The sequence below is a fragment of the Serratia plymuthica NBRC 102599 genome (assembly GCF_001590925.1).
GTDB lineage: Bacteria > Pseudomonadota > Gammaproteobacteria > Enterobacterales > Enterobacteriaceae > Serratia > Serratia plymuthica.
In genome coordinates this window covers 315,559-327,562 of the sequence record NZ_BCTU01000001.1, presented here as the reverse complement: position 1 = coordinate 327,562, position 12,004 = coordinate 315,559, and the positions used below count along the sequence as shown (strand labels likewise).

12 protein-coding genes are annotated in these 12,004 nt (G+C 61.6%); 11 read left to right on the top strand and 1 reads right to left on the bottom strand.

The features are described from left to right. Window positions 1–11: 11 nt before the first annotated feature. Window positions 12–2,084 (bottom strand): phenylacetic acid degradation bifunctional protein PaaZ, encoded by a 2,073-nt coding sequence (gene paaZ, locus SPL01S_RS01375; protein ID WP_063197130.1) that lies wholly within the window; start codon window positions 2,082–2,084, stop codon window positions 12–14. 319 nt (window positions 2,085–2,403) lie between these two features. On the opposite strand from paaZ, the gene paaA reads away from it, so the two are divergent. The 11 genes from paaA (at window position 2,404) to paaX (ending at window position 12,003) form a co-directional block, all read left to right on the top strand. After that, window positions 2,404–3,342, top strand: a complete 939-nt coding sequence (gene paaA, locus SPL01S_RS01370; protein ID WP_063197239.1) for a 1,2-phenylacetyl-CoA epoxidase subunit PaaA — start codon at window positions 2,404–2,406, stop codon at window positions 3,340–3,342. 15 nt (window positions 3,343–3,357) lie between these two features. Further along, window positions 3,358–3,645, top strand: coding sequence for a 1,2-phenylacetyl-CoA epoxidase subunit PaaB (paaB, locus tag SPL01S_RS01365; protein ID WP_004946321.1), 288 nt, complete (start codon window positions 3,358–3,360; stop codon window positions 3,643–3,645). A gap of 8 nt (window positions 3,646–3,653) precedes the next feature. Further along, window positions 3,654–4,412, top strand: a complete 759-nt coding sequence (gene paaC / locus SPL01S_RS01360; protein WP_063197128.1) for a 1,2-phenylacetyl-CoA epoxidase subunit PaaC — start codon at window positions 3,654–3,656, stop codon at window positions 4,410–4,412. Between the two features lie 10 nt (window positions 4,413–4,422). Continuing rightward, window positions 4,423–4,920, top strand: coding sequence for a 1,2-phenylacetyl-CoA epoxidase subunit PaaD (gene paaD / locus SPL01S_RS01355; protein ID WP_063197126.1), 498 nt, complete (start codon window positions 4,423–4,425; stop codon window positions 4,918–4,920). 26 nt (window positions 4,921–4,946) lie between these two features. Then, on the top strand, window positions 4,947–6,005 hold the full coding sequence (gene paaE / locus SPL01S_RS01350) for a 1,2-phenylacetyl-CoA epoxidase subunit PaaE (RefSeq protein WP_062871253.1): 1,059 nt from the start codon (window positions 4,947–4,949) through the stop codon (window positions 6,003–6,005). 9 nt (window positions 6,006–6,014) lie between these two features. Further along, window positions 6,015–6,788 carry a 2,3-dehydroadipyl-CoA hydratase PaaF gene (gene paaF, locus SPL01S_RS01345; RefSeq protein WP_063197124.1) on the top strand — a complete coding sequence of 258 codons (774 nt, stop codon included), beginning with the start codon at window positions 6,015–6,017 and terminating at the stop codon, window positions 6,786–6,788. Window positions 6,789–6,791: 3 nt separating this feature from the next. Continuing rightward, complete coding sequence (gene paaG, locus SPL01S_RS01340; RefSeq protein WP_063197122.1) at window positions 6,792–7,583, top strand: 2-(1,2-epoxy-1,2-dihydrophenyl)acetyl-CoA isomerase PaaG; 792 nt, start codon at window positions 6,792–6,794, stop codon at window positions 7,581–7,583. 2 nt (window positions 7,584–7,585) lie between these two features. Continuing rightward, window positions 7,586–9,106, top strand: coding sequence for a 3-hydroxyacyl-CoA dehydrogenase (locus SPL01S_RS01335; RefSeq protein ID WP_063197120.1), 1,521 nt, complete (start codon window positions 7,586–7,588; stop codon window positions 9,104–9,106). Next, entirely contained in the window at window positions 9,106–9,546 is a 441-nt protein-coding gene (paaI, locus tag SPL01S_RS01330; protein ID WP_062871257.1) for a hydroxyphenylacetyl-CoA thioesterase PaaI, read from the top strand. The genes SPL01S_RS01335 and paaI overlap by 1 nt, the downstream gene beginning before the upstream one ends. Window positions 9,547–9,672: 126 nt before the next feature. Further along, the gene (gene paaK, locus SPL01S_RS01325) at window positions 9,673–10,980 is read left to right on the top strand and encodes a phenylacetate--CoA ligase PaaK (protein WP_062871258.1); all 1,308 of its coding nucleotides are present in this window, start codon (window positions 9,673–9,675) and stop codon (window positions 10,978–10,980) included. Window positions 10,981–11,058: 78 nt separating this feature from the next. Further along, window positions 11,059–12,003, top strand: coding sequence for a phenylacetic acid degradation operon negative regulatory protein PaaX (gene paaX, locus SPL01S_RS01320; RefSeq protein WP_063197118.1), 945 nt, complete (start codon window positions 11,059–11,061; stop codon window positions 12,001–12,003). Window position 12,004 lies beyond the last annotated feature (1 nt).

Sequence of the window (12,004 nt, the reverse complement as noted above, 5' to 3'; positions counted from 1 at the left end):
TCTGTTGCCGGTCAGCTTACCGCCCCAACGTCGCCTTCCTGGCACGCCACCAGCGTCAAAATGCTGTACAGCGCCACCGCCTGCTGATGCTGATTCAACACCTGAACATCCCACACCACGACCCCATGCGGGCGATCCTCTGCGGTTTTCTGCGGCTTGCGGATTTTCTTTTTGCAGGTCAGGCGCACCTGGAGCGTATCGCCGATTTTCACCGGTTCGATAAAGCGCAGGTTTTCCATGCCATAGTTGGCGATCACCGGCCCCACGCCAGGGTCGACAAACAGCCCGGCGGCGGCTGAAACCACAAAATAGCCGTGCGCCACCCGCTCGCCAAACAGCGACTCGGCGGCGCCGATCTTGTCCATGTGGGCGTAGAAATGATCGCCGCTCAGGCAGGCAAAATTCACGATATCGGCTTCGGTCACGGTGCGGCGGGCGGTCAGCAGACTTTCGCCCAGTTGCAGCTGTTCAAAGTATTTACGGAACGGATGAACCGGATCCTCAATCACTGTCGCTCCGCGCACCCACTCGCGGCCAATCGCCGCCAGCATCGCCGGGCTGCCCTGGAGGGCGGTGCGTTGCATATAGTGTTTCACCGCACGCAACCCGCCCAACTCCTCGCCCCCACCGGCACGCCCCGGCCCGCCGTGCATCAGCATCGGCAGCGGTGAGCCGTGGCCGGTGGATTCCACGGCCGCGTGGCGATCCAGGATCAGCATACGGCCGTGGGCGCAGGCGGTGGCACGGATAAAGCGCGTTGCCAACGCCTCATCGGCAGTCACCAATGATCCCACCAGGCTACCCTGGCCCAGCAGCGCCAGCTCAATCGCCTGCTCGCTCTGTTGATACGGCATCAGCGTCGCCACCGGCCCAAAAGCTTCGGTGCCATGTACCGCCTGGTGCGAAAACGGATCGGGACAATACAGCAGCGTGGCCGGATAAAACGCGCCGTTCTGCACGCCCTCACCGACCAAATCCAGTTTATCGAGCGCCGCACCGCACAGCGGTTCGCAGCCGTGGTGCAGCAGGAATTCCACCTTTTGCTGCACATCATCGCGCTGCTCGCGGCTGACCAGCGCCCCCATTCGCACCTGTTCCAGCTTGGGATCGCCCACCGTTACCCCGGCCAGCCGTTGCAGTAGCGCCTGTTGCACCTCAACCACCCGCTTCGCCGGCACGATAATCCGCCGGATGGCGGTGCATTTCTGCCCGGCCTTGGCGGTCATTTCACGGCACACCTCCTTGATGAACAGCGCAAACTCCGGCATTTGCGGCGTGACGTCCTCCCCCAGCACGCAGCAGTTGAGCGAATCGGCCTCCATAGTGAAAGCGATAGATTTTGCCAGCAGGCGCGGGTGCGCGCGCAGGTGTTGGCCGGTCTGCGCCGAGCCGGTGAAGGTCACCGCGTCCTGATAATCCAGGTGATCGAACATGTCGCCGATGCCACCGCACACCAACTGCAAAGCCCCTTCCGGCACCAGCCCGCTGTCGATAATCAACCTGACCATCGCCTGCGTCAGCTGCGCGGTGGCCGTCGCCGGTTTAATGATGGCCGGCATGCCCGCCAGCCAGGTCGGCGCCAGTTTTTCCAGCATCCCCCAGCAGGGGAAGTTAAAGGCGTTGATATGCAGCGCCACGCCCGGTCGCGAGGTCAACACGTGGCGAGCGGCGAACTGCGCCTGTTTGGATAACGAAATCGGCTCGTCCTCCGGCCACAGGGTATCGTCCGGCAGTTCACGCCCCGCCAGGCCGGCATAGGCGAACAGCGTCGCGATGCCGCCTTCGATGTCCACCCAGCCGTCGCTGCGCGTGGCACCGGTCTGGTATGAAATCGCATACAACGCCTCTTTGTGCGCCAGCAGGTGTTTGGCCACTGCCTTCATCATTTGCGCGCGCTGCTGGAATGTCATCTGCGCCAGCGCCCTGCCGCCTTTATGGCGCGCATAGTCCAGGCTGGCGGCCAGCGGCAGGCCGTCGGAGCAAACCTGATACAGCGGTTCGCCGGTAATGGCGTGATGGATTTCGCGGGCTTGCCCCTGGCCGAACACCCAGCCGCCAGAAAGGTAACTGTGTAACTGCTGCATGTGCATCTCCGGAATTCATAAATTTACACTAGATAGCTTAATTACGTATCACATATTGTCCAGTTTACACCCGATAAAAATTTAACAAAAATCAAACAACATGACCCCGACTGGAGCCAAACACATCGAAAAAACTCTCGAACTTACTTTATAAAAAACATATAAAACAAATAATTAAAAAACACCTTTGTGAGTAGCATCGCAAAACAACATAAAGGCCCTTTGATCTTTTTGTTATCAGTTTGTAGCCTTAAGGTGAATTAACGTGATTCACATTTTTATATTTAATGTGAAAAATACGAATCACCAAGAGGCAAGCATGACCACTGACGCGCAATATCAGCAGCACTTCGACGCCAAGATTGCGGCGGATACCGCCATCGAAGCCAAAGACTGGATGCCTGACGCCTATCGCCAAAATCTGATCCGCCAGATTGGCCAACACGCCCATTCCGAAGTGGTTGGCATGCTGCCGGAAGCCAACTGGCTGACGCGGGCACCGACCCTGCGCCGCAAGGCGGTGCTGCTGGCCAAGGTGCAGGACGAAGCCGGACACGGTCTGTACCTGTACAGCGCCGCCGAAACCCTGGGCTGCTCGCGCCAGGAGATCTACCGAAAAATGCTCGACGGCAAGATGAAGTATTCCTCCATCTTCAACTACCCGACGCTCAACTGGGCGGATATCGGGGTGATTGGCTGGCTGGTCGACGGCGCAGCCATCGTCAATCAGGTGGCGCTGTGTCGTGCCTCTTACGGCCCCTATGCGCGGGCGATGGTGAAAATCTGCAAAGAAGAAAGTTTCCACCAGCGCCAGGGTTACGAAGCGGTGATGGCGATGGCTAACGGCAGCGAGCAGCAAAAAGCGATGCTGCAAGACGCCATTAACCGATTTTGGTGGCCAGTGCTGATGATGTTCGGCCCGAGCGACACCGACTCACCGCACAGCGCGCAAAGCATGGCGTGGAAGATCAAACGCCACAGCAATGACGAACTGCGGCAGAAATTTGTCGACAACACCGTGCCGCAGTTGGAAGCGCTGGGCATGACCGCACCCGATGCCGAGTTGGCCTGGGACGAGGCTGCCGGTCACTACCGCTTCGGCGCTATCGACTGGAGCGAGTTGCATGAGGTGATCAAGGGGCGCGGGCAATGCAACCACGAACGCCTGCAGGCCAAGCGCCGCGCCTGGGACGACGGTGCCTGGGTGCGTGAAGGCGCGCTGGCCCACGCGACGAAAAATGCCGCCACCGCCGCATAGATGAAGGAATCGAAAATGACTCACGCTGAATGGCCGCTGTATGAAGTGTTTATTCGCAGCAAACAAGGGTTGGCGCACCGCCATGTCGGCAGCCTGCACGCCGCCGATGACCAAATGGCGCTGGAAAATGCCCGCGATGCCTATACCCGGCGCAGCGAAGGCTGCTCAATCTGGGTGGTGCAATCGAGCCATCTGATCGCTTCACAGCCGGAAGATCGCGGGGCGTTCTTCGATCCGTCCGATGACAAGATCTACCGTCATCCGACGTTCTACACCATTCCCGACGGCATCAAGAACATGTAGAGGCGGCCATGACCTTTAACGATCCGCGAATCACCTATGTACTGCGTCAAAGCGATACGCCGCTGATCCTGGCCCAGCGGCTGTGTGCCTGGTGCGGCCACGCGCCGGAGCTGGAAATCGATCTGGCGCTGGCGAACATCGGCCTGGATCTGCTCGGGCAGGCGCGCAACTTTCTCGGCTATGCCGCCGAACTGGCCGGGCCGCAATACGGTGAAGATCGCCTGGCCTTCGGCCGCGACGAGCGTGAGTTCCACAACCTGCTGCTGGCGGAACAGCCGAACGGCGGTTTCAACGACACCCTGGTGCGGCAGTTTTTGCTCGACGCTTACCACGTGCAGTTGCACCAGGCGCTGAGCCGCAGCCGTGATCCACAGCTGGCCGCCATCGCCGCCAAATCGCTGAAGGAGGCGGATTATCACCTGCGCTTCAGCCGCGGCTGGATGATTCGCCTGGGCGATGGCAACGCGGTCAGTCATCAAAAAATTCAGCAGGCGCTGGATAACCTGTGGCGCTTTACCGCTGAACTGTTCCACGCCGATGACCTCGAGCTGGCGTTGGCGGAACAAGGCATCGCCGCCGATCCGCGTCAGCTTGAGGCACCCTGGCGGGCGCTGGTGGACGACACCCTGCGCCTGGCCACCCTGACGTTGCCGGAGGAACAGGCGTTCCGTCACGGCGGCAAACAGGGGCGGCACAGCGAACATCTCGGCCCGCTGCTGGCAGAAATGCAGTTTCTGCAGCGCTCCTATCCCAACAGCAACTGGTAAAGAGGCCGCCATGAACATCACCCGGCTGCAAGCCGCCGAGATCCCGCAAATCTGGCACTGTCTGCAACAGATCAGCGATCCGGAACTGCCGGTACTGTCGATCACCGATCTGGGTATGGTGCGCGACGTAGAGCCGGACGGCGCAGGCTGGCGCATTACCTTTACGCCGACCTACTCCGGCTGCCCCGCTACCGAATATCTGCTCAACGCCATCGAGCAGCGGCTGGCGGAAGCCGGTTTCAGCCCGGTGAAGGTGGCAATCCGCCTCAGCCCGGCCTGGACCACCGATTGGATGAATGCGGCTGCGCGTGCGCGGTTGCGGGACTACGGCGTCGCGCCGCCGCAGGGCCACACCTGCGATAAACCCGAGGCCCACGGCCCGGTGCCCTGCCCGCGCTGCGGCAGCACCCACAGCGAAAAAATCAGCGAGTTCGGCTCCACCGCCTGCAAGGCACTTTACCGCTGCTGCGAGTGCCGGGAACCGTTCGACTATTTCAAATGTATATAGGCCGCGCCCTGCAATAGGAGAACACCATGACGCTCTTCCATCGCCTTAACGTCGCCGCCATCGAGCGCGAAACGCCGGACGCCGTGGCCATTACGCTGCGCGTGCCCGATGAGCTGAAAAGCCATTACCGCTACACCCCCGGCCAGCATCTGACGTTAAAGGCGTGGGTCAACGGCGAAGAGCTGCGCCGCTGCTATTCCATTTGCAGCGCCCCGCAAGAAGGACTGCTGCAGATCGGCGTCAAAGCGATTCATCAGGGGCGTTTCTCCTCGTTCGTCAATCAAATGCTACAGGTCGGCGACGCGCTGGAGGTGATGGTGCCGCAGGGGCGTTTCGGCTATCAGCCGCAGGCGGAAAACTGCGGCAACTATCTGGCGATTGCCGCCGGCTCCGGCATCACGCCGATGCTGTCGATCATCAAGGCCACGCTGCAACTGGAAGCCAACAGCCGCTTCACGCTGATCTACGGCAACCGCAGCAGCCGTTCGGTGATGTTCAAAGAGGCATTGTGCGACCTGAAAAACCGCTATCCGCAGCGCTTTCAGCCGCTGTACCTGTTCAGCCAGGAGAGCCTGGACAGCCCGCTGCTCAGCGGTCGCATCGATCGCGAACGCCTGACGGCTATCGGGAGTGCGCTGCTGGATTACCGCGACTACGACCACGCCTTTATCTGCGGGCCGGAGGCGATGATGGACGACGCGCAAACCGTGCTGGAACAAGCCGGCGTACCGGCTGCCCACATCCACAGCGAACGTTTTAACACCAGCGGCATTGCCGCCCGCCCGCTCAACGACAGCAGCCGCAACGCCACCCAGGTAGAGATCCTGCTCGATGGCCGCCGCTTGAATATCGAGGTTGGCGCACAAGACGACAGCATTCTGGACGCGGCGCTGCGCCAGGGCGCGGACCTGCCCTACGCCTGCAAAGGCGGGGTATGCGCTACCTGCAAATGCCGGCTGAAGGCCGGCCAGGTGGAGATGGCCGTCAACTACAGCCTGGAGCCGGATCAACTGGCCGCCGGCTTCGTATTGAGTTGCCAGTCGTGGCCGCGCGGCGACGGCGTGGTGTTGGACTTTGACGTCTAGGAGACGGTAATGGAAACCCCTTTGATCTTGCAACAACAGCAGCGACGCGTGGTCACCCTGACGCTGCATCGCCCGGAGGCGCGTAACGCCCTGAGCACCCCGTGCCTGGAACAGTTGGCGTATCGGCTGGAACAAGCCGATGCCGACGCAGGCGTGGGCGCAGTGGTGATAACCGGTGCCGCGCGCTTCTTTGCTGCGGGTGCCGATCTGCGGGAGCTGCAACAGCAGGACCTGCCCGCGGCACTGGCGGATCGCCGACCGTTGCTGTGGCAGCGGCTGGCGCAGTTCAGTAAGCCGCTGCTGGCGGCGGTAAACGGCTACGCGCTCGGTGCCGGCTGCGAGCTGGCGCTGGCCTGCGACCTCATTATCTGCGGCGAAAGCGCCCGCTTTGGTCTGCCGGAAATCACCCTTGGCCTGATACCGGGAGCGGGTGGCACCCAGCGTTTAATCCGCTGCGTCGGGAAATCCCTGGCCGCCCAGATGGTGTTGACCGGTGAGGCCATCAACGCCACTCGCGCGCTGCAAGCCGGGCTGGTCAGTGAAGTGTGCGTCGACGCGCTGACGCTGGAACGCGCTCAGCAGATCGCCGAACGCATCAGCTTACAAGCCCCGCTGGCGCTGCGTGCCGCCAAGCAGGCGCTAAAACAGGCGGAAGAAGTCGGCCTCAGCCAGGGGCTGGCCTGTGAGCGCCAGCAGTTTGTCGCGCTGGCCGCCACCGACGATCGCCGTGAAGGCATCGCCGCCTTCTTCGAAAAACGTACGCCAAACTATCAGGGGCGCTGATTTATGGATAACGCATTGATTCTCACCCACCTCGGCGCCGGGGTTCTGACCCTGACCCTCAACCGGCCGGACCGGCTGAACAGCTTTAACGACGAGATGCACCACCAGCTCAGCGAGGCGCTGACCCGCGCCGAACGTGACGACGAGGTGCGCTGCTTGCTGATCACCGGGGCCGGGCGCGGTTTTTGCGCCGGGCAAGACCTGAGCGATCGTAACGTCAGCGTTGAGCAACAGGCACCGGATCTCGGCCTGTCGGTCGAACGTTTCTATAACCCGCTGATCCGCCGCCTGACCGCCTTGCCCAAACCTGTGGTGTGCGCCGTCAACGGCGTGGCGGCGGGTGCCGGGGCCGCGTTGGCATTGGCCTGCGATATCGTGATCGCCGCCGACAACGCCAGCTTTATCCAGTCGTTTTGCCGCCTGGGGCTGGTGCCGGACTCCGGCGGCAGCTGGTTCCTGCCACGTCTGGCGGGCCATGCCCGCGCCATGGGCATGGCGCTGCTCGGCGACAAAGTCAGCGCACAGCAGGCGTTGGAATGGGGCATGATCTGGCAGGTAGTGGCCGCAGGCGAATTGACCGACCACACCCAAACGCTGGCGCGGCATCTGGCCACCCAGCCGACTTACGGGCTGGGACTGATTAAAAAAGCCCTCTACGGTTCGGCAACCAACAGCCTCGATCAACAGCTTGAGCTGGAGCGCGATCTTCAGCGCCTCGGCGGCCGCAGCGACGATTATCGCGAAGGCATCAGCGCCTTCTTCGCCAAACGCACACCCCATTTCAGCGGGAAATAACCATGAGCCTGCCGAACTTCAACGGAACCGTGGCGGTGATTGGCGCGGGCACCATGGGCATCGGCATTGCCCAGGTGGCGGCCCATGCCGGGCATCAGGTGAAACTGTTTGATATCGCCGCAACCGCTGCCCAAAACGCGCTGGGCGCCTTAAGCCTGCGATTGCGCCAGCGTGTGGCGGCCGGCAAAGCCGATGCGGACGCCACCGAGGCATTGCTGGCGCGCATCCAGCCGGTGGATACGCTTGAACAACTGGCCGACAGCACACTGATCATAGAGGCGGTAGCCGAAAAACTGGCGATCAAACAAAGCCTGTTTCGGGAGCTGGAAGCCCTGTGCTCACCCGCCACGCTGTTTGCCAGCAACACCTCGTCGCTGTCGATTACCGCCATCGGCGGCGCGCTGCAGCATCCGCAACGCCTGGCCGGGCTGCACTTCTTTAACCCGGCGCCGCTGATGACGCTGGTGGAGATCGTCAGCGGGCTGGACACCGGCGCCGATACCGTCGCCACTCTGCAAACGCTGGCCCGGCAATGGGGCAAACAGAGCGTGCTGTGCCGTTCCACACCGGGGTTTATCGTCAACCGCGTGGCGCGGCCTTTTTACGCCGAAACCCTGCGCGCGCTGGAAGAACGGGTGGCCGATGTCGCCACGCTTGATGCGGTGATGCGCGATGCCGGCTGTTTCGCCATGGGGCCGCTGCAACTGACCGATCTGATTGGCCAGGATATTAACTATGCCGTCACCGAGTCGGTGTTTCAGGCCTTTTTCCAGGACCCGCGATTTACGCCGTCGCTGGTACAGCAAGAGCTGGTGGCCGCCGGGCGTCTGGGCCGCAAAAGCGGCTGCGGCTTTTATCGTTATGATGGCGAACAAACGTCGTCGACCGCCGTCTGCCTGCCCCTCTCGCAGGCGGAGCCGCCACGCAGCATCCAACTGCACGGCGACGAAGCGGGCGTGGCGTTTTTGGCCGGATTGCTGACGGGAAATGCGGAGGCGATCATACAACCTGGCCAGACCAGCGCCTTTGCCCGGATCGACGAAGTTACATTTATGTTAACCAATGGTAAAACAGCCAGCCAGATTGCCGAGGAAACCGGAACCCCCGTGGTGCTGTTTGATCTGTCTGCCAACTATTCGCAAGCCCCCTGCGTCGCCATCAGCTGCGCAATGCAAAACGACGCACGGCACAACGACAAGGTAGTGCGCCTGCTGCAATCGTTCGGTAAGCAGGTGATTTTGCTGCCGGATTACCCTGGCCTGTTGGTGATGCGAACCCTCGCCATGCTGAGCAACGAGGCGCTGGATGCGGTAAATAAAGGCGTCGCCAGCGCCGAAGATATCGATAGCGCCCTGCGTTGCGGCGTCAATTACCCGCGCGGCCCGCTGGAATGGGGGGCTGCGCTCGGCTGGCGGCAAATCCTCGCTACGCTGGAAAACCTGCATCGCTACTACGGCGAGCCGCGTTATCGGCCAATGCCGTTGCTGCGCCACTACGCTTTCCTCTCTTCAGGAGCCGAATGATGAACGCCAATACGCCCCATGCGCTGGCGCAGCGCTGCGCCGAACGGATGTTTCAACAAGATACCTGCGCGCAGGCGATGGGTATGCAGGTAGATGATGTCGACGCCGGTTTCGCCAGGGTCAGCATGACCGTTGGCCCGCAGATGCTTAACGGCCACCGGACCTGCCACGGTGGCCAGCTGTTCAGCCTGGCCGATACTGCCTTCGCCTATGCCTGCAACAGTCAGGGGTTGGCTGCGGTGGCATCCGGTTGCAGTATCGATTTTATCCGTCCGGCGCTGGCGGGCGATCGCCTCACCGCCAGCGCCGAGCTGCGTCATCAGGGCAAAACCACCGGGCTGTATGACGTAGAGATCGTCAACCAACGGGGCAAAACCGTCGCCTGGTTCCGCGGCCGCGCGCACCGCCTCGGCCACCCTGTGTTAGGGGAGCAGCCATGAGTCAGGCATTTATTTGCGACGGCGTCCGCACGCCGATGAGCCGCGACGCGCTCTACCCCCAGCGTATCGACGCCGGTCAGGGTATTGCTATGATCATTGAACGGGCATGACACTCCGAGGCTAACTATGACAACCCTTCCACGGCCACTCGACACCATTGAGTTCGCCTCGCGCGATGAGATAGAAGCGTTGCAGTTGGAACGCCTGAAATGGACGCTGCATCACGCCTACAACAACGTGCCGATGTATAAACGCAAGTTCGATCAGGCAGGCGTACACCCCGACGATCTCAAACAGCTGAGCGATTTGGCGCGCTTCCCCTACACCACCAAGCAGGATCTGCGCGACAACTACCCGTTTGATACCTTCGCCGTTCCGATGGAACAGGTGGTGCGCATTCACGCCTCGTCGGGCACCACCGGGCGACCGACGGTGGTTGGCTATACCCAACGGGATATCGATAACTGGGCCGATATCGTCGCCCGCAGCCTGCGCGCCGCGGGCGCCACCGCCAAAGACAAGGTGCATGTGGCCTACGGCTATGGCCTGTTCACCGGCGGCCTGGGCGCCCATTACGGCGCGGAGCGGCTCGGGGCGACGGTGATCCCGGTGTCCGGCGGGCAAACCGAAAGGCAGGCACAGCTGATCCTCGACTTCAAACCCGATGTCATCATGGTGACGCCGTCTTATTGCCTGACGCTGATCGACGAACTGGAACGCAAGATGGGCGGCGATGCCCGCAGCTGTTCGCTGCGCCTCGGGGTGTTTGGCGCCGAACCCTGGACCGAGGCATTGCGCCACGAGATTGAGTCCCGTCTGGGCATCAGGGCGCTGGATATTTACGGCCTGTCCGAAGTGATGGGGCCGGGCGTTGCGATGGAGTGCGCCGAAAGCGGCGGCGGTTCGACCATCTGGGAAGACCACTTCCTGCCGGAGATCATCTGCCCGGAGAGCGGCGAAGTCCTGCCGGACGGCCAGCATGGCGAACTGGTGTTTACCACCCTGACCAAAGAGGCGCTGCCGGTGATCCGCTACCGCACCCGCGACCTCACCCGCCTGCTGCCGGGCGATGCGCGCCAGATGCGGCGCATGGGGAAAATCACCGGTCGTTCGGACGACATGCTGATCATTCGCGGCGTCAACGTGTTCCCATCGCAGGTGGAAGAGCAAATTATGCAGTTCGAACAGCTGTCGCCGCACTACCAGTTGCAGGTCAGCCGCAGCGGGCATCTGGATACCCTGGCGGTACGCGTTGAGCTGAAAGAGTCGGCGCTCAGTCTCAGCCACCAGCAGCGCTGCGAGATCTGCCACCAGTTGCGTCACCATATCAAATCGATTATCGGCGTCAGCACCGACGTCAGCATCGCCAACTGCGGCGACATTCCGCGTTCGGAAGGCAAAGCCCAACGCGTGGTCGATCTGCGGCCGCGCTAATTCAGCCGGCGTCACGGATGACGCCTTAATGAATTGTGTTAATGTTGTGTCTCATCGACGGCTAACCCATGGAAAAATATGGAACATAAACTGGATGAGTTTATCCGCCATGCTGTAGACGACCAGCCGATCAGCGGCACTTCACTGATTATCTCCCTGTATGGCGATGCGCTGAGCCATCGCGGCGGCGAGGTGTGGCTCGGCAGTCTGAGCGCGCTGCTGGAGGCGCTGGGTTTCGGCGATCGCTTCGTGCGCACCTCGGTGTTCCGTCTGCAAAAAGAGGGTTGGTTGGCGGTGGAGAAAATAGGCCGACGCAGTTTTTATCGGGTGACCGATCAGGGCATGCGCCAGTTCCGCCACGCAGAGTCGAAAATCTACCTCAGCGAACCGCCGGCCTGGGACGGCAAATGGGATTTATTGCTGCTGGAAAGCGCGGAAAAAAGCGAGCGGGCACGGCTGAAAAAAGAGCTGGGCTGGCTGGGTTTCGGCCAGATCGCCAATAACCTGATGGCGGCGCCCACCCATGCGCAAACCGACGTGACGGCACTGCTCGGCGAGCTTAACGCCAGCGAGCAGGTGATCTATTTCCGCGCCGACTACCCGTACAACCGCTCCGAACCTACCCTGCAACAGTTGGTGGCTACCTGCTGGTCTTTGGCAGACGTGGCTGCCGGTTATCACGAGTTTATCGTCTCCTTCCGCCCGCTGATGCAACTGCTGCGCGAAGCCGACGACGCCCTGCTGACGCCCCAGCGTTGCTTCCAGATTAAGCTATTATTGATCCACTTCTTTCGCCGCGTGGCGCTGAAAGATCCGCTGCTGCCGGACGCCCTGTTACCGGCACAGTGGGAGGGGCAAATCGCCCGCAATTTGTGCATCAACATTTATCAGCGGGTAGACCGCGCCGCAACCGATTATGTCAGCGCGCTGGCGGAAACCACTATCGGTTCCCTGCCCGCCCCGGCGGCAAGTTATTATCGGCGTTTTGGCGGCCTGCCACGCGATACTCTCAAGGAGATTTAAC